This window comes from Mycobacterium sp. 360MFTsu5.1 (assembly GCF_000383495.1).
Classification (GTDB): domain Bacteria; phylum Actinomycetota; class Actinomycetes; order Mycobacteriales; family Mycobacteriaceae; genus Mycobacterium; species Mycobacterium mucogenicum_B.
This window is the reverse complement of the sequence record NZ_KB911470.1, coordinates 141,355-159,740: the sequence shown is the minus strand read 5'-3', so window position 1 is coordinate 159,740 and position 18,386 is coordinate 141,355. Positions and strand designations below refer to the sequence as shown.

Below are 18,386 nucleotides of genomic sequence, written 5' to 3'. Positions count from 1 at the left end.
CGCGGTCGACGGGGGATGCGGTGCCCGGCCGCATTGAAGTTGAGCCCGATGCGCTGATCGCCGCGGGTCAGATTGTGCTGGCAGCCGGCGAGCAGTTGGGTGCGCTGTCGGAGGCAGTAAAGCCCATGGTCGCCGAGGGTTTGGCCTCGGGCTTCGACCTCGCTGGCTTCAACATGGGCGTGCAGTACGGGCGGCAAAGCCAGGAGTTCACCAACACGTTGGCCACCGCGGCGAACGCGTTCAAGAGTGTCGGCTACCGGCTGATGGCATCGGGCTACAACTACCGCAATGCTGATGAGGCGTCCACGATCGGCGGGCCGGGGCCTTCTGGAGGGCTGGGCCCTGCGCCGCAGGAATCCCACCCGGGGCAGGCCGCGCGAGTGCCGCAGAACTTGCTGGTTCCACCGCCGCCCAAATGGAACCTGATCACGATGTTCCTGCCGCTGAATATGTGGCCCAACGGTCATGCCGGATTGATGAAAGTCACTGCTGCGCAGTGGCGCAACTTCGCCAACGGGTTCAAAGTCTTCGAGTCCATGCTGGCTGCACCGAAGACAGTGGTCGGCGCCCAGCACTTAGACGAGTCCGGAAAGATGACGGAGGCGCTCAACAAACTCGGCACCAACATCACCGCCTTGACGGAAATTTCCGACAACGTCGCCAAGGCGGTCGAGGATTACGCCAACGAGGTCCAGGAAACCCAGAACGCGATCCGCAGAATTCTGAATCGGATGTCCCTGAGCGGTCTGTACGACGCCGCGAAAGACATCCTCACCGGTGACGGCATGAAACTCGTGCGGGAGGTCGCCAGCGACATCAAGGCGTTGTGGCACAACTTTCAAACCATCGTCAAAGCAATCACCGGACTGCTGGGTGAAGCGCTCACACTGCTCGGTGAAAAAGTCGAAGAGTTCCAGAAGCTGATCCGCCCGGTGCTGATCGCTGCGTTCGGCGAGGACATCGGCGGCGCGTTGGCCGAAGGGGTCAAGTTCTACACCGATGTGCAGGTCGGCCTGATATCAGGGCTGGTCGGGACCGTCTCAGGGCTTGTGTCGCTGGCAGATTTCGACACCTGGAAAGGGATGTACGAAGTCGCCACGATGATCGCCAAAGATCCGTCCAAGACCGACGACGTGCTCATCGCGATGGGGAAACAGTTTGTCGCGTGGGACAAATGGTCGGGCGATCACCCCGGGCGGGCGTTGGGTGAAGCGGGTTTCAACATCGGGTCGTTGTTCGTTCCCGGCGGAGCACTCAGCAAGACCGGGTCGGTGGCCAAGGGCGCAAAGCTCGCCAAAGATCTGGCCAGCGGGGAACGGAAGCTGTCCGACCTCGCCAAGTTCGGATCCCGCGGCCGCGGCTCGGTCGACGCGGGGGACTCCCCTGGCCTGGAAGGCCTTAGCGATCTCGGCAGCCGCACCCAGGCCCCGCGCTTTGACGCCGGGGCGATGCCTGAGATCGGAGACGCCCCGCGGCCACCCTCGATCGGTGACTCACCTGCGGGTACACCGCGTGGGCTGGGTGGGCCACCAGACCCACCCGGTCCCGATCACACCCCGGTACGGCCCGGCGGGGACGGACCCGGCCAGCATTCGGGCCCGCAGGAACACACATCGGGGCCCGCCGATGCTGGGCCGTCCCGCAACGAAGGGCCCCAATCATCTGGTGGGCCATCACATTCCGGAGACGGTCCGCAGTCGAACAGTGGCCCTGGCACCAACGGTCAAGGCTCCCACGGCCCCAGCTCTGACGGTCCGCGATCGAGTGAACCACCCGCCGCCGGCCACACCCCATCGGATGCGTCGTCGGGGCCGTCGCAATCGCAGCATTCCCCGCAAACCTCCACGGACACAAGCGCACACGACCAGAGCAACAATTCGCCGGCCCACGATCAGCGGGGCGGCCACGACACGGCCGGCTCCAACGACACCGGCGGCCACACGCCAAACGACACCGGACACCGCAGCGACGCCGATAGCCGCCCCAGCGATCACACCTCCGGTGCGGAACGCCACTCGGGCGGCGGTGAGCATCCCGCTAGCGGCGAAAATCATTCCCCCACAGATCATTCCCGCACCCACGACTCGCCCACCACCGATGGTGCGCACCGCACCGATCACACCGCGCCGTCGCACCTTACTGACGCTCCCGTCCACCGCGATACGGGCACCAACGCCTCGACCAACTCACTGGCCAACGCGATGAACATGGGCGGCCCCATCGGACCCATGGGCCACCATTCCCCCGGTGGCCACAGCTCGAGCCCGACCAGCAGTCACACTTCCACCCCCAACGCGGAGCGACCCGCGGGGTCCCCCACTCCACGCGATACCCCAGCGAAAAACTCGCCGCCGCAGCGGCCACCAGAACGAACCGCCGCCGCCGGTCCAGCACGCGACACCAATCCCAGCCCTCCGGTGAAACCCACTGCGGCACAAGGAGAATCACACGCTCCCGAGCGCAAGCAGCCTGGTTCCGAGCAACCTCAGCGACCGTCGGCTCCGTCAGAGCCTCATCACGATTCAAGCCCGCGCACCGATCAGGGCGCGCAGAACCCGCGGCCCACCGCTGAGCACCCGCAACCCACGCCAAGCGGTCCCCACACTGAGGATCACGCTCCGAACGGAACACCGAGCCACGCCGGCGACCGATCCGACGCGCCACGGCCGGACCCGGTTGATGCGGTGATGCCGGTGCTCGACCGGCACGGCGTGACCCTCAACGAGTTCATCGATTGGCAACGAACGGCCGCGGTCGTCGGTCGCGAACACCTGGCCGAGCACTTCAGTCGTGAGCAATTGCAGGTGATGTACGAGGCACGGATGGCCCATCCGCATCCTGGCCCCAACGACACCATTCAGAAGGTCGTCGGCGACAGCGTGGTGGACTCGATCTTGAATCAGGTCCGGAACCCCGGTGCGCCTTACAGCACGAACCCCAACTACCACGCCAATGACGTTGGCGGGTGCGTCTCCGTGCGGTCAGATGCCGATGGGCTACGAACCCCGTCTGACCTGCTACACGGCCTGCGTCTGGACTATGGGGAATGGTCGCCCTATGAGGTATTCACTACCACCGATCATGCTTACGTCATTGAAGGCCGCACCCGAGCGGGTGAGTTCTCAGTTCCAAATGGTCACGTCACCGCCCATCTCGGCATATCCGACGAACTCACCCGCGACTTGAGTAGCGGAATGCCACCGCACACTGGCACCGGGTATACCGGCGCAGAACATGGCCTCAACCCCGAATACCAACTCACACGCGGCAAGTGGGAGCCCGGAGCGACGCTCGTCCGCATCGACCCAGACGGATCGCGCCATCCGGTCGCGGCGCTCGACGAATCCGGCAAAAACTGGGTATCTACCAAGGAACCCGGTGATCACGTCGTCGATGGTTGGCCACAGCACAAGGGCGGCGACTGGGTCTTCCCGGATTCCACGCAGCACGGGCCACACCCAGAACCGCCCGATGCGACGCACCGCAGTCCCGAACTGGGCGACACTGGGCCACCTCCTGATCGACATTCCAGCACGGGGGCCCCAGATGCGTTCCGACACTCCGCTTTCGAGACCCCCGCGGGCGCCGCATTCTTCGACCCGGCGGATTCACACATGCGCTCGGCGGCCGGCGATGTTCCGAGATTCCCCGGTGAGTTCACCGTCGACGTACACGGCGATCACCACAGCGTGTCGGTGTACGACAGCGCCGGTAATCAGCATCGACTCTCGCCACACGATTTCGCCGATGCGATACGTAACAGCGGATGGGATGGGCAGACGCCCATCCGACTGATGTCCTGCGACACCGGCGTGGGAAATCACTCGTTCGCCGCTAACCTGGCCCGTGAGCTCGGTGTGCGCGTCACGGCACCGGACCGGCCGGTATGGAGTTATCCCGACGGGCGCCCACCAGTGGTCACCGGTTTCGATCGCGGCCCCGACGGCGAACGCGTGCCGCGAATCCCACCCGATGGCAGTTGGCACCAATTCGAGCCCGACGGCACCACACGGCAGGTACTCGACTCGCCAGAACCGCAGCACGTCGAGGCGGACGGTCATCACGCCGACGAAAGTCCCGACGGCTCAGACCCACAGAGCCGCGCCGGGCGCGAGATCTCCGACGATCCGATTGATGGCCTGGAGGGGCGGCACCCACCAGCCAGCCTCCAGGAAAAGGTCGACGATTCCCGGTATCGGGAGAAGTATTACGACGAGGTGCGCACTCGCGATTCGCTGCGTGACGACAGCGCATCCACCGAGCCGGAATACCGGCGCAGAAACGAGAACCAACTCGACTTCGACGGAGACCAGGTACCGCTGATCCGCCGCGACGAAGGCGGCGCTCCGGTAGCGGTGCCAGACGGCTACGAGCGCGCAATCTTGGCAGACGGCGAGACGCTTCTTCATGAAGCCACTCCACAAGAACGCCATGACGCTCAAGGATTGATCGACCGCCGCGAAGCTGCCCGCGAACACGTTGTCGCAGCGGATGCCGCGTACCAGGCAGAGCGAATCAGCGGTGTCGAGGCGTCCCCCGAGACGATCAGTGAACGTCAGGCCGCATTCACTGAGCAGACCGCCGCCGGTGAGGCGTTGGGCGAGCACGCGGCCACCCATGCCATGGAGAACAGATTCCCTGGCAGCCAGTTCGACGTGACACCACTGCAGGAAGGGCAACGGGGCCCAGCCACTTTCGACCACGTCTACGAAGTTCGGGACCGCGAGAGCGGCGAGACACGCGTGGTCGTCGTGGAGGCCAAAGGACCCAGCGGACACCTTGGCACCCGCCTAGGCTTCGACGGGGTCAGCTACCAGCAAGGACATCGCCAGTATGCCGCGAGTGTCATCGATGCAATGAGGAACCATGGGCCGGAAGGACGACAATTGGCGCGTCGCCTGGACGCAGCATTGCAGACCGATGCGCTCGATTACTATTTGGTAAGAGCACGGGTGGATATCACCCCAGGTGGCGCCGAGTACGGCGGATTCCGCATGGACCGATTCGCGTTGGACTAGAACGGGGCGAGTGAAATTGCGATGCTAGTGATTAATCGGCACCAGATCGATCTGGATGACATTGAACAAAGAATCCAGGAACTGTTTGAAGACATCGATTTCACCCGAGGTCTGATCGAAGCGAAACCTCAATTGACGGAGCGGCTCTTTACCTACTCCAGCTGGATCGCGAATTATTCATCGGTCGAAGATCCGGACGCAGCACTCCTACGCATCTGGGATGCGACGTGGATGGCGATGCAAGCCGGCTCAGCGATGTTCCTCAACGCAAACAACAAGGACCGCGACATCGAGTTCACGCTCGGCTTCGATGACAAGGTCGCCACCACCGGCACCGGTCCGAACTCCAGCGCGACAGCCGGAAAATGGCTCGCTGCAATGTACTTCGCGATCGCCTGCCGCCGAGACGACCGCATAACATCCCTCTGCGCAACTCCCGTCGAGACGCTGCGAGCCGCCGGTGCGGCGTACGACGAGTACATCTACGACTGGGTGACCGCATTCCAGAAGTTCTTCCGCCGCGACGACGACGTTGTTCGGGCGATCATCACCGCAATGGAGGGCGCAGACCCGGAACGCGTGAAAATTGCCAAACCAGAACTACTGTTGCTGCTGTTGTATCCCCCGATCGAATTACTGTATTGCGTCACCCAGGGCAACGCCGAAGAATTCAACACCCGGCTGGCTCGGGCAATCGAAGACCACAAGAAGTTCTGGTCAAAAACCGCCGACAGACGCCGAGACGTCGAGGGGTTCATCGCGTGGGGTCCACTGGCGATGGCGTGTATTGCCCACGACATGGGCATGGCAATTACCGTCGAAACGCCGTACCTACCGAAGCACCTCATACTCGGCAGCCGCGCAACCGAATCACAATTCATCAGACAAAGCCGCCAACGCCGTGAATCATCCGCCAACGGACCGACCGAAGGAGACATCTAGGTGACAAAAGCCTTATCGGTCTCTCGGCCCGATCCCGCTGCCCCAGAGGGAGTTTCGCCCGACGCTTCGCTCCCCCGGCTCTCACGCGAGGACGCCGCACGGGTCGCCGACTATCTCGACGCCGGTGCGGTCGTGGCACGCACCACCGCACGGGCCATCGACCCCTGGTTGAACCCGCCGGCCGCCCAGGTGCCATTGACCAAGCGCACCGACGGCGTCTGGCGCTGGGACGACGAAGTCAGTTACTACGTCCGCAACTACGGGCTCTCCCCCGGCGCCGAATTCCTCAACTACCTACACCAACGCAACTTCACCCCACCCACCGTCAGCCCCGAACAAGTCAGCGCCGTCATCGACGAACTCTTCGGCAACCCGACCCAACCGCCACAACCGCTACTCGCCCTCGACGGCACGCAACTACTGCCATGCGGTTACTACTGCATTTATCAGGGCCGCGCGTTCCACTGCGACCAGTACCGCCAACAAGTCCGCTTATCGGTAGATCCCGGAGAATCGATACCCGATGGATTCGAACCGAAAGATGACCGCAATGCCGGACCGCCGGCAATCGCCTACAAAACCGTCCCCGTCGCTGATATCACCGCCTTCTACCGCGCAATCACCACCTGCTGGTACAAAGGCGACCCGTTCTCGGTCGGGACGATTATCGGTACACGGTTTTACCTGAGCATCGGCGGCGGGCGCCGCGAAAAACTCGTGCGTCCAGAGCCACCTCATCCCACCATGAACGAGTGGGCTCAATTCCCCAATGCAGAGGTCCTCGGTATGGGGGAAATATCTGCGCAGATCGACATCATCGAAGCAGCCCGACTCACTATGGCGATCGTGCCCTATCGCGTGGATGGCGATTACCTCCTACCGGTCCACAACCCCACCAGAGGCCGCTACGCGGTACCGAAAGCCGACGAAATCTTCTACTTCCCCTCACCTCAAGACAGCCCCTACCTCCCCGCCAACGACGCCATCACCACCATCACCGCCTACCTCGCCGCCCACGACCCCAACTACCCCACCACCGGACTCACACCCCAACGACTACGCGACGGATGGCGCCTCAACCCCACCACCGACGTACCGACGATCTACTACATCGCCGACGACAAACACATCATCACCGCACCCGCCACCGCACCAACCACCCACATCGACAGCCAACTGTCCGCCGAATTCCGCAACCGCCACCCCATCGTGAACCCACCACCAGCCCACGACACCGGCACCGACATCTTCGACTGAGCCAAGTCAGCCCAGCACGATCGAGTCCCCTTGGACCTTGACGGCCTTGGCCTCGAGCGGCTTCTTGGCCGGCCCCTGCGCCACCGTCCCGTCGAGGTTGAACTTGCTGCCATGGCAGGGGCACTTGATGGTCCCGTCGACGATCTCGCTGACGGTGCACCCCTGATGCGTGCAGATGGCCGACATGCCCTTGAACTCGCCCGCCGTCGGCTGCGTCACCACCACCTCGCCGACGATCACGCCCGAGCCCACCGGCACCGCCGAGGTCTTGACCAACCCGCTGTCAGCCGCCGGCGTCGTCCCACCGCCGGGCGTCGTGGCCGGGGTCTGGCTGGCGGCGGCGGGCGGCTTGCCGTAGGTCTGGCATCCCGCTATCACCGTGGCGCCCAAGGCGATTCCCGTACCGGCCAGCACCTCGCGGCGACCCAGCTTGTCAGCAGCCATCAGAACTTCAACCCCTCTCCGACGAAAAGCCACAGCGCCGAGGTCAGCCAGAGGTACACCAGGCTGGTGAACACCGCCCCGCCGAGCACTGGGATCGCCCAGCCCGGAAGACCTTTGCGCGTCAACAACAGCATCTTCGCGACGAACGCGCCGTAGAAGAAGCAACCCAGCAGCGAATGCGTGAGCACCCGGACATCGGTCGTCTGGAAACCCACGGCATACAGGCAGTGCACCGCGACCGGGACGGTGGCCAGCACGGCCAGCCGACCCGACCACACATGTGCGGCACCGATCCACGTCGGTGCCTTCACCGGCAGCCTGCCGTACATCACCAGGGCCGAGAACACCTGGAACAGGCCGAGAGCCGCGGCCAGCGTGGCCAGCCACGCCTTCGCGTACAGCCCACTCGAGAAGCCGGCGAAGTTGACCGAAAAGAACTTCGGTTCATGGACCGATCCGAACACGCCCAGCCCGACCGCCACCACGGCCCCGATCAACAGAGCGACGACGAATCCAGCTCCGCGCGAGGGGATTTGGGCGCGCTGCGTCGGCGCGTCCGCCGCTGGGTCAAATGCCATCACTGTCGCCCTCCACGCGCTTGGCGTCCGAGGTCAGCGTGGGGGCCGGTGACGTCGCACCGTCGGCCGAACGCTGCACACCCGTCACCGCCTTGTCCGCGCCGACGATCCAGCTGTTTCGCACGCCGTTGTTTCTGGCTCACGTACAGGCCGGCCGGTGGCTGCACCGCGAAAGCGGTGAATGGCCAACTCTTTTCGCCGATCGTCAAGGTGCCCGCCACGCTCTTGCCGTCATGGCGGCCCTCGAGATGGCTGGTCTTGTCCTTGCTCGTCAGGTTGACTACACCCGCATCGGCCGGCCCGCTCAGCCAGGTTTCGACGGCCTTGCCGTCGCACGCGTAGGCGCGGGCGGCCGCGCCCTTGACCGAGATGTCCAGTGTGATCACGCCGGCCTTGGTCTCGACCTTGCCCTGGTAGTCGGCGGCGGCCGGGAAGGGCACCGCAGCTGGGGTGGTCGCGATGGGCGGTGCGGCCTGACTCGTGGGCGGCGCGGCCTGGCTGGTCGATGGCACCGGTGCCGCTGGTTGCGACTCCTTGGACACATTCACGGCATAGATCCCGATGCCCAGGGCGGCGACCGCGCCCAGGGTAACGAGCGGACCCGCTACCTTCATGTTCACTCCTCATCGGCTGTGAACCCGATGGCAACAATGATCCACCCGCGGTGACACGCGCTCATCAGATTCGGTGAGATATCGGGCCAATTTCAGTTAACGATTGGCCGACTCAACCGGAACAACGGAGCCGAGTCACAGAAGGTTCAAAGCGACTTTTCAGCCGGGGAGCACGGGCAGTGCGCCCGCGACCATCAGCGGCCGGACATCGGTCCACATGAGGTTGTTGTCCGCTGCCGAACCCGACAACTGGAGAACGCCGCGTTGGTCGGCGAGGTACACCGTCGAGGTGTTCGCCGCGACGGTGGACACCGGGACCACCAGGTTCCGGGTGGGTCCGTCGGAGTTCACGCCGTCAAGGTTGACGTACGACACGGGGTGCGCGCCGTCGGTACGGGTCACCACGATGTCGTCGCCGGTGCGCCAGGACAGCGACAAGGCCGTATTACCCAGGCCGTAACCGAGGCGGCGTGGATAGGTCAGCGCGAGCTGTCCGCCCTCACGCTGCTCGACGCTCGCCAGGATCACCTGGCCATTGATCACCATCGCGGCGCGGGTGGCGTCGCGCGACAGCTGCAGTCCACTAATCGGCCCGGGGAACTTGGTGGCCACCGCCGACGAGTCGACGGGGATGCGGGCGGGTTGGCCCGACGCCGCCTCCTGGATCGCGCGCACGACGTTGGTGCCGTCGACCACGATCCAGATGGCGTCGTCGAGCGACCAGCTGGGACGCGACAGCGTGTGCGCGTCGAGCGCCTGTGCGGCGTCGCCGTTGACCGGACCCACCCACAGGGACTGCGCCATGTCCGGGGCGCCCGGCCGCAGTGTCACCACCGAGGCGACTTCCTGGCCGCTGCGCGACAACGCCGCCGAGGTCTGGCCCGGCAGTTGGCCGAACGCGCCGGCAACCCGCGGCGCGTTGTCACCCTCCAGCGACACCAGCGATCCCCCGGCCAGGGCATGCAAGCCGGCCGCGGCGCCGGGGTCGGCACCCGGATCGGTGGCCGCGACGTCGGAGGTGTTCCAGCCTTCGGCGAAGCGGTCGTCGAGGGCGGCGCCGTCGGCGTTGATCACGTACGGGCCATTCACCCCGGCCCGGAACAGCGTCCAGATGATCTGTGCCGCAAGCAGTTGCCGGCTGTGCGGGTCGGTGGTCGACAGGCTCTCGAGGTCGATGCGGGCGCCACCATAACCGCGTCCGACACCCGTCTTGCCGCCGTCGGCCCGGGTCACCGGGCCGCGCAGCCGCAGCGGTGCGGCCATCAGATTCCGTACGCTGCTTGCCATCTCGGGTCGCGGCCCGGACAGCAGCTTGGTGACGAGTTCGGTGGCGAGTTGGTCGGGGTCGGACACCGCGACGTAGCGCGGGTCGGGCACGACGGTCTTGCCGGTCGGGTCGACGAAGTACAACGTGTCCCGCTTGTAGGTGGACTGGAACTGCTGCCAATCCAGGAACACGCCGTTGGGCAGCTTGTCGATGCGCCAGCCGCGCGGCGTCTTCACCAGGTCGATGGGTCCCGGGTCGGGCAGCGCGCCCTCCCCCGTCTCGAACACCCCGACGTCCGACAGCGAACCCAGGATGTCGGCGTGCATGGTCACCGAAACCTTGTCCGTGCCACGGGTTTCCACGAACACGACGCGGTCGATCAGCAGGGCGCTACCGGCGTCGTCCCACGACCGGGATGCCGATTCGGTGAGGAACTGGCGCGCCGCCAGGTGCCGGTTCGCGGGATCGGCGGTGGCTTTGAGGAATTCGCGCAGCAGCAGGTCCGGGTCCATACCGGGCGACGGCGTCGGCAGGTTGCGCGGGGCCGGCCGGTCGACGGTGCCCACGGCCTGTGGCGCCGACGAACTGGGTACGCCGGCGCACCCCGTCAGGACCAGCATCAGCACCGCGCAGAGTGCCAGTGCCCCTTTCACGATGCGTCCCCCGCGGGCAGTTCCCCGGACGAGAGAGCCGTAACCGATTTGGGTCCAGTGGGTTTGAGGGGCAGCGGGCTGGTGGTCACCTTGTGACCGCGCACCAGCGGCAGCGTGAGACGGAAGCAGGCGCCGTGGCCGGGTTCGCCCCAGGCCTCCAACCGCCCCTGGTGCAGGCGCGCGTCTTCGATGCTGATGGCCAGGCCGAGGCCGGTGCCGCCGGAGCGCCGCACCCGCGAGGGGTCGGACCGCCAGAACCGGCTGAACACCATTTTCTCCTCGCCCGGTCGCAGACCCACGCCGAAATCGCGGACCGTCACTGCCACGGTATCCACATCGGCGGCCATCTTGATCTGAACGGGCTTCTTCTCCGCGTGGTCGATCGCGTTGGCGATGAGGTTGCGCAGGATGCGCTCGACGCGGCGCGGATCCACCTCGGCGATGACGGCTTCGTCCGGAAGATGCACGGCGAGTTTGATGTTCGCGTCGTCGGCGAGGTGGCCGACGTTGTCGAGCGCGCTCTGTACGGTGTCACGCAGGTCGACCGACTCCACCGACAGCTCGGCCACACCGGCGTCGTGCCGGGAGATTTCCAGCAGATCGGCCAGCAGTGTCTCGAAGCGGTCGAGTTCGTTGACCATCAACTCGGTCGAACGCCGCAGCGCCGGGTCGAGTTCCTCGCTGTGGTCGTAGATCAGATCCGCGGCCATGCGCACCGTGGTGAGCGGCGTCCGCAGCTCGTGGCTGACGTCAGAGGTGAAGCGGCGCTGCAGGTTTCCGAACTCTTCGAGCTGGGTGATCTGCTTGTGCAGGCTCTCGGCCATGTCGTTGAACGACACCGCCAGGCGCGCCATGTCGTCCTCGCCGCGTACGGGCATGCGCTCGGTGAGGTGCCCCTCGGCGAACCGCTCGGCGATGCGCGACGCCGACCGCACCGGCAGCACGATCTGCCGGGCCACCAGCAAGGCGATGGCCGCGAGCAGGCCCAGCAGCACGATGCCACCGGTGGCCATGGTGCCGCGCACCAGCGCGATGGTGCTCTCTTCGTTGCTCAGCGGAAAGATCAGGTACAGCTCGAGGTTGGTGACCTGTGACGACGTCGGGCTGCCGACGATCAGTGCGGGACCGGAGAACCCGTCGGTGTGCACGGTCGCGTACTGGTAGCTGACCTGGCCGGCTTTGACGAAGTCGCGCAAGGAGTTCGGAATCTCCCCCACCGGCCCGGCCGACGTGGCCGCGCGCGGGCCGTCACCCGGCACCACCAGCACCGCGTCGAACGCACCGGCCAGCCGCGAGCCCGAATCGACCTTGCGGTCGATGAGGGTGTTGCGCGCCAGCTGCAGGCTGCTGTTCAGCGAGCGCGTCTCTTCGCCGCCGACGATGCCGCTCACCGTCGTTCGGGCGTGCTCGACCTCTTCGGTGCCGGCCCGGACCTTGGCTTCAAGAATGCGGTCGGTGATCTGGCTGGTCAGCACGAAACCCAGCACGAGGATGACCGCAAGGGACAACCCCAGCGTCAGGGACACCACACGCAGTTGCAGTGAGCGACGCCAGGCATAGCCGACCACCCGGCCGACAGCGCCCAGCCCGCGCACGAAAGCGCCCGAGCCGAAACCGCCACGGATACGCCGTCGGGATCCCCAGATCACCGGCGCCCTACGGTCTCAGGCTCGGGCTTGACGAGCCGTCCGATCACGGCGGTCCGGCCTTGTATCCCACTCCTCGAACGGTGAGCACCACCTGCGGGTTCTCCGGGTCCTTCTCGACCTTGGCCCGCAGCCGCTGCACGTGGACGTTCACCAGGCGGGTGTCTGCCGGATGGCGGTAGCCCCACACCTGTTCGAGCAGCACGTCACGAGTGAAGACCTGGCGCGGCTTCCGGGCGAGCGCCACGAGCAGGTCGAACTCCAGCGGAGTCAGCGAAATCTGCTCGCCCTGCCGGGTCACCTTGTGGGCCGGCACGTCGATGTCGACGTCGGCGATGGACAGCATCTCCGCCGGCTCGTCGTCGTTGCGGCGCAACCGCGCGCGCACCCGCGCCACCAGCTCCTTCGGCTTGAAGGGCTTCATCACGTAGTCGTCGGCGCCGGACTCCAGGCCCAGCACCACGTCGACCGTGTCGGTCTTGGCAGTCAGCATGACGATCGGCACGCCCGAGTCGGCGCGCAGCACACGGCACACGTCGATGCCGTTCATTCCGGGCAGCATGAGGTCCAACAGCACCAGATCCGGGCGCAGCTCGCGGACCGCGGTCAGCGCCTGGCTGCCGTCACCGATGACGGCGGTGTCGAAGCCTTCGCCCCGCAGCACGATGGTGAGCATCTCGGCCAGAGATGGGTCGTCGTCGACGACCAGAATGCGTTGCCTCATGGCGTCCATGGTGTCACCACATCGCGATAAAGCTGTGATCTCCGATGGGTGTTTTGCCTCCAACCTGACAACTTGCTGGTAGGGGCGGCGGCCGAATCACCCCAGCAGCCGGCCGGCCAACTCCCCCGGGTCGACGTCCGGAGCGACCAAAGCCCAACGGCCGACCCAGTTTTCGGCCGCGAGCGCGGTGTACACCGCTGCGGTCCGGCCCTGCAGGCCACCGTCGCGCTCGTAGGCGTCGCGGGTTCGCGTCACATCCTGAGCTTCCCGGCGCGCCGCCCTTTCCGCGGCAAGGTCGGTCGGCACATTCAGATAGAGCTGCCAATCCGGCACCGGCAGCGCCAACCGCTCGAACTCCAGCTCCCGCACCCAGGCCACCACCTCCCCGCCCGCGCCCTGATGCAGCCGGGCCGCGCTGTAGGCCGCATTGGAGGCCACGTACCGATCGAGGATGACAACGTCGTGAGTGCTCCTCAGTTCCGCGATCTCGGCCTTGGCGCCGGCGCGGTCGAGCGCGAACAGCATCGCCATGGCGTACACCGACTCGGCGAGGTCGCCGTGCCGGCCATGGAGCGCCTCGGCCGCGATATCCGCCTCGACCGAGCGACCGTAGCGCGGGAACGCCACGGTGGTCACCGACTTGCCGCGGGCCTCGAACTGCGCCCGCAGCCCCTGGGTCAGCGTGTTCTTCCCCGCACCATCGACGCCTTCGATTGCGATCAGCACGTGGCGAGACTAGTTGCTGGATTCGATATATCTGATGCGCGACGTCACAGAAACATCGCAGAAATCACGTGGTGACGCCCGCTCAGTACTTTCGCGCGATGGCGACCACCATGCAACCGCCGAAAAGCGAGATGATCCGGCTCGCGAACAAGCCACCTTGGTACAAGTCGCTTTTCGTGCAGCTGCTCGTCGCGATCGTCGCCGGCATCCTCGTCGGCTGGCTGCAGCCGAAGGTCGGCGCCGACCTCAAGCCGCTCGCCGACGGCTTCATCAAGCTGATCAAGATGCTGATCGCGCCGATCATCTTCTGCACCGTCGTGCTGGGCATCGCACACGTCGGCGACCTCAAGTCGGTCGGCCGGATCGGCGTGAAGGCGTTGATCTACTTCGAGGCGGTGACCACCTTCGCGCTGCTCTTCGGGCTGGTGGTCGGCAACATCGTCAAACCCGGCGCCGGTTTCCACGTCGACGCCGCCACGCTGGCGAGCGGGGCCGACGCGATCGCAAAGAAGACCCAGAACAAGGAACTGCCGCACACCGTCGATTTCCTGCTGAACATCATCCCCGAGTCGATATTCAAGGCGTTCACCGAGAACAACCTGCTGCAGGTGCTGTTCTTCGCCGTCTTGTTCGGGCTCGCGTTGGCGAAGTTCGGCGAGAAGGGCCCGCCCGTCGTCCTCGAGATCGTCGACCACCTGAGCCACGTGTTCTTCACCGTCATCGGCTGGGTGATGCGACTGGCGCCGCTCGGCGCCTTCGGAGCGATGGCCTACATCATCGGCCAGTACGGCATCGGCTCCCTGAGCAGTTTCGCCAAGCTGATCGGCTGTTGCTATCTCGCGGCCGCGCTCTTCATATTGGTGCTCGGGGCCGTCGCGAAGGTCTTCGCGGGGGTGAACTTGTGGAAGTTCGTCGTGTACATCAAGGACGAGTTGTTCCTTGCGCTGGGCACTGCCTCCACCGAGGTCGTGCTGCCGCGCATCATGGCCAAACTGACCAATGCCGGATGTTCGCGCACCACCACAGGACTGGTGGTGCCGACCGGGTACTCGTTCAATCTCGACGGAGCGACCCTCTATCTCTCGATCTGTGTGCTGTTCCTGGCCCAGGCGCTGGGCGTGAACCTGAGCCTCGGTGAGCAGATCACCGCGGTGCTGGTGCTGATGCTGACGTCGAAGGGCATGGCCGGAGTTCCCGGGTCGTCGTTCCTCGCGCTGTCAGCGACCGTCGCCGCCATCGGCCACGGAGCCATCCCGGTCGCCGCGGTGGCCCTGCTCCTGGGCGCCGACCGCATCATGGACTCGATGCGCGTCTCGGTGAACCTGCTGGGCAACTGCGTCGCGACGTTCGTGGTGGCCAATTGGGAAGGGCAGCTCGACAAAGACCGTCTGCGCAAGGTGCTCGACGGCCAGGACGTTCCGCCGCTCGAAGAGCCTGACCCTATTGGGGATGCGGCTGCAGGCGGTCCTTCTAAGTCCGCGACCTGATCGATATACAGCTCAGGGTCCTTCCCCGACTTGTCTGCGGCTTCCGGGCGCGAGGTAGAGGCAAGCGCTACGTTGAATGGCGTGCCGCACATGCGATCAGTCGTGACTAAGCATGGCTGAAATCGGTATTGATGCTGGGCGAGCCAAGGTCATCGCGGAAGCAATTCTCGCCGAAAATATGACCAACGGAGGCGTGCCCTGCGTACTGGTCGGAGAACCCGTCGACTACGAATTTTGGTGGGTACAGGGATACCAAAGTCGAGCATTCATCGAAGATGATGACGCGAACGCAGTTCTCGCCGGCAACGGACCAATAGTCGTTCCGAAGGACGGCTCGGCACCATTCCAGCTCTCAAGCGCACTGCCCGCCGCGGTACAGATGGAACGTATTCGTGCGGCACAGCCGGACTCCGGTGCGTGATTCTCACGCCTGCATGAGGGCTGCGACGTTGCCCAGGCCCTTCCCTGCGACGTGGGTGTACCGGCCCGCATCGGACTCATAGGTGAACACAGCTCTGCGGCCGGCGACTTCCACAGACCACCCAGAAGCGTCATGCTTCGGCCTAAAGCCCTCGGCCGCGCCGGCTGGAAAGATGTCCCCCAACCCATGATCAGCGCGCCAAATGCTCCCCAAACACATCAGGACGTATGCGTCGGCGTCCGAAAGACTGTCGAATCGACCGCGCGTCGAGGCATTTCCGCGATCTGTTTTCACTACGAGATACCCGGTGCCATCACGCCGGACTTCATATCCGATCTCCATACCGGCCCAGCCGTGGACGACCCGGGTGTCCGAGGCATGAAGCAGCATCCCTGCCCTTGCGGCCCACTCCGACAATAGTTCGGTGTCCTCCACGAGCCCATTCTGGCGAATTGTGTCAACCGCCGACCGTCCCGCTATGGACGGACAACGACCGAGCCGCCGCGACCAACGATGACCCAAGGAGAACAAACGTGACGCTCACCGAATTGGCGAGGGCTCTGGAATCAATCGGGGTCTCACCTAAGACCGTCGCGCTCGGTGGACATGCGGACTACGCGTGGTCTGTTGAGCAATCACCTGAAGGCAGCTGGGAAGTGTATTGGTACGAGCGAGGCACCAAAAACGGTTTGGTGCAACTTCATACGGAATCGGATGCCTGCTTCCAACTCCTCGGACGCTTGGCCTACAGCCAGCTGCTGGCTGGCGTCATCGAGGCGAAGTAGCCCTCCTATCCGCACGTGACAAGCGTGAATACCCCTGAAAGTCATGCCTTTTCAGGGGTATTCATGCCGCACTCAGAGTGGCGGCGGGATGTCTTGTTGCTCTGCTGATTCGGCGGCCGCGGCAGCCTCGGCGGCTTCCCGTTCTTGGCGTTCCTTGCGTTGGCGGTCGAAGGCTTCTCGGGCGGCCTCGTGCTCGTCGATGTCGGCTTGGTTGAGGGCGCGTTCGTAGGCGATCTGTTGGGCCTGGTTTTGGGCGCGGGTGCGGCGGCGGATGGGCATCATGATGCCCCGGCCGGGGGCCGGTGGGGTGTCCAGATCGGGGGCGTCCGGCGGCAGTGGGTTCGGTAGTGGGGTGTCGGTGATCGTGCGGGGGAACAGGATTCGGCTTTCGGGCACGCTGGTGTAGGTGTGGCCGGTGGGTGCGGTCCACACGATGGTGCCGTCGGGTTGTTGACGGTCCTGCCACCCGTCGGGGCCGCCGTAGAACGTTTTGAGCAGGTGGTGTTTGCGGCATTTCGGGCTCAGGTTGCCCGGATGGGTCGGCCCGGCCGGCCACGGGATCGTGTGGTCCACATCGCAGTGGGTGGCGGGCTGGTCGCAGCCGGGGAACATGCATGTCATGGCCCGCATGCGGACGAACTCATCCATCGCGACCGAGGGCCGGTACCGCGGCACCCCGTCCAGATCGGCGGCCGAGGCGACGGTGCGGACCTTGGCGCCGCGGGCCACCAAGTCCGCGAGCACCGCCGGTGGCACCACGCCACCGCCGAGGACATAACCGACCGGTGTGCGTACAGGGGCAGGGGGTTTAGCGGGAGGTGTGATGGGAGCGGGACTGGGCGTCGCATGAGCTCCAGGGGTGGGCGTCGCGTCGCTGGCCGGTTCGAACGCGGGAGGGGGCGGGGTTTCGACGGGCCGCGTATCGGCCGCCGGTGCCGGCCCGGGCGTGGACATGGGCGCCATGGCATCCGCCGGCGCGGGCTCGGGTTCGGCTGTGAAGAAATGCTCGGGCGCAGTCTCGGGTGTGAACACCGGCTGAGGCGGGGCAGGTGCAGGCGATACGAGCGGCACCGCCGGATCCCCGTGCAGCAGCGGGTCAGCCACCGGGACCGGCAGAGAATCGGTGAGCACATGAATCATTACCGCGGTGGCCCGCGCATCCGGTCCAGCCGCCGGGCAGTCGGGATTACCGCACTGGCAGGCCAGCCGATCCCCACGAGCCGCCAGCACCCCCAGCGCATCGGCACGGCGCTGCCCGAAAGTGCGCGGATCGTTCTCACACACCTGCCGAGCCATCTCAGTCAGCACCCGATCCAGCAGCTCGGCATCGGTGGCCAACAGTGCACCCCAGATCGACGCCACCCCGGTCTCATCATCAGGCTTGCCGATCCCGACCCCGCGGCGGCGGGCCGCCGAGCGCACCTTGATCACCGCAGCCGGATCGAACTTCTGCACCCAGCCGTCGATCTTGCGTTCAATCTTCTTGCGGGACAACCCCGCCCACTCACACAACGCCCCCGCCAGGGCGGCATCAATGACAGCGAGAGTGTTGAGGTCCTCCACCAGGCGGGTGCGCCAGCAGATCAGCGACACCGTCCGCGCCGACACGCCACCGTCGGCGAACACCGCCGCCACCCGAGGTAGGCGGAAGCGCAACGCGACCGCGATCGACAACTGCCCCGACGCTTCGCGCTTCCCCAGCCCCAGCGCCGCTCCGACTTCGGCGACGGCAGCATCCCAGCCATCGCACGCCCACCACTGCCGGCCATCCTGATCGTCGACACGCAACATCGCCAGGTCGGCAATGGCCGTGAACTTCCCCGA

General features: G+C 65.5%; 15 protein-coding genes. 6 read left to right on the top strand and 9 right to left on the bottom strand.

The genetic code is table 11. The annotated features are described in order from the left end of the window. Positions 1–20 precede the first annotated feature (20 nt). The 3 genes from H289_RS31975 to H289_RS0121705 all read left to right on the top strand — a co-directional run bounded on the left by H289_RS31975 (position 21) and on the right by H289_RS0121705 (position 7,217). On the top strand, positions 21–5,018 hold the full coding sequence (locus H289_RS31975) for a DUF8616 domain-containing protein (RefSeq protein WP_020102936.1): 4,998 nt from the start codon (positions 21–23) through the stop codon (positions 5,016–5,018). 21 nt (positions 5,019–5,039) lie between these two features. After that, positions 5,040–5,960 (top strand): immunity 49 family protein, encoded by a 921-nt coding sequence (locus H289_RS30995; RefSeq protein ID WP_081633494.1) that lies wholly within the window; start codon positions 5,040–5,042, stop codon positions 5,958–5,960. A 132-nt stretch (positions 5,961–6,092) separates the two neighbouring features. Continuing rightward, complete coding sequence (locus H289_RS0121705; RefSeq protein WP_020102934.1) at positions 6,093–7,217, top strand: hypothetical protein; 1,125 nt, start codon at positions 6,093–6,095, stop codon at positions 7,215–7,217. Between the two features lie 6 nt (positions 7,218–7,223). On the opposite strand, the gene H289_RS0121700 is transcribed toward H289_RS0121705, so the two are convergent. The 7 genes from H289_RS0121700 to H289_RS0121670 all read right to left on the bottom strand — a co-directional run bounded on the left by H289_RS0121700 (position 7,224) and on the right by H289_RS0121670 (position 13,869). Further along, positions 7,224–7,661: a QcrA and Rieske domain-containing protein gene (locus H289_RS0121700; protein ID WP_020102933.1), complete on the bottom strand. Its 438-nt coding sequence runs from the start codon at positions 7,659–7,661 to the stop codon at positions 7,224–7,226. Then, positions 7,661–8,239: a DUF6529 family protein gene (locus H289_RS0121695; RefSeq protein ID WP_020102932.1), complete on the bottom strand. Its 579-nt coding sequence runs from the start codon at positions 8,237–8,239 to the stop codon at positions 7,661–7,663. Before H289_RS0121695 ends, H289_RS0121700 begins: the two co-directional genes overlap by 1 nt. Then, a complete protein-coding gene (locus H289_RS30990; protein WP_155944208.1) occupies positions 8,239–8,853 on the bottom strand; it encodes a hypothetical protein in 615 nt (204 codons plus the stop codon). The genes H289_RS0121695 and H289_RS30990 overlap by 1 nt, the downstream gene beginning before the upstream one ends. A 159-nt stretch (positions 8,854–9,012) precedes the next feature. After that, a complete protein-coding gene (gene lpqB, locus H289_RS0121685; protein WP_196810066.1) occupies positions 9,013–10,761 on the bottom strand; it encodes an MtrAB system accessory lipoprotein LpqB in 1,749 nt (582 codons plus the stop codon). Between the two features lie 8 nt (positions 10,762–10,769). Next, positions 10,770–12,422 (bottom strand): MtrAB system histidine kinase MtrB, encoded by a 1,653-nt coding sequence (gene mtrB, locus H289_RS0121680; protein ID WP_029105562.1) that lies wholly within the window; start codon positions 12,420–12,422, stop codon positions 10,770–10,772. Between the two features lie 43 nt (positions 12,423–12,465). After that, on the bottom strand, positions 12,466–13,152 hold the full coding sequence (gene mtrA / locus H289_RS0121675) for a two-component system response regulator MtrA (RefSeq protein ID WP_020102929.1): 687 nt from the start codon (positions 13,150–13,152) through the stop codon (positions 12,466–12,468). 87 nt (positions 13,153–13,239) lie between these two features. Then, positions 13,240–13,869, bottom strand: coding sequence for a dTMP kinase (locus tag H289_RS0121670; protein WP_020102928.1), 630 nt, complete (start codon positions 13,867–13,869; stop codon positions 13,240–13,242). 98 nt (positions 13,870–13,967) lie between these two features. Between H289_RS0121670 and dctA the strand changes: the two genes are divergently transcribed. Both dctA and H289_RS32570 read left to right on the top strand, forming a co-directional pair. Next, positions 13,968–15,356 (top strand): C4-dicarboxylate transporter DctA, encoded by a 1,389-nt coding sequence (gene dctA, locus H289_RS0121665; protein ID WP_029105561.1) that lies wholly within the window; start codon positions 13,968–13,970, stop codon positions 15,354–15,356. A 112-nt stretch (positions 15,357–15,468) separates the two neighbouring features. Further along, a complete protein-coding gene (locus tag H289_RS32570; RefSeq protein WP_081633493.1) occupies positions 15,469–15,777 on the top strand; it encodes a YrhB domain-containing protein in 309 nt (102 codons plus the stop codon). A gap of 3 nt (positions 15,778–15,780) precedes the next feature. Here H289_RS32570 and H289_RS0121660 read toward each other — a convergent pair whose 3' ends face one another. Then, entirely contained in the window at positions 15,781–16,212 is a 432-nt protein-coding gene (locus tag H289_RS0121660; protein ID WP_020102926.1) for an Imm61 family immunity protein, read from the bottom strand. Between the two features lie 98 nt (positions 16,213–16,310). Here H289_RS0121660 and H289_RS33140 point away from each other — a divergent pair, with 98 nt between their 5' ends. Next, a complete protein-coding gene (locus H289_RS33140) occupies positions 16,311–16,562 on the top strand; it encodes a hypothetical protein (protein WP_020102925.1) in 252 nt (83 codons plus the stop codon). A gap of 72 nt (positions 16,563–16,634) precedes the next feature. On the opposite strand, the gene H289_RS33915 is transcribed toward H289_RS33140, so the two are convergent. After that, positions 16,635–18,386: HNH endonuclease signature motif containing protein (locus H289_RS33915; RefSeq protein ID WP_502685708.1), on the bottom strand; the 1,752-nt coding region annotated here is incomplete at its 5' end.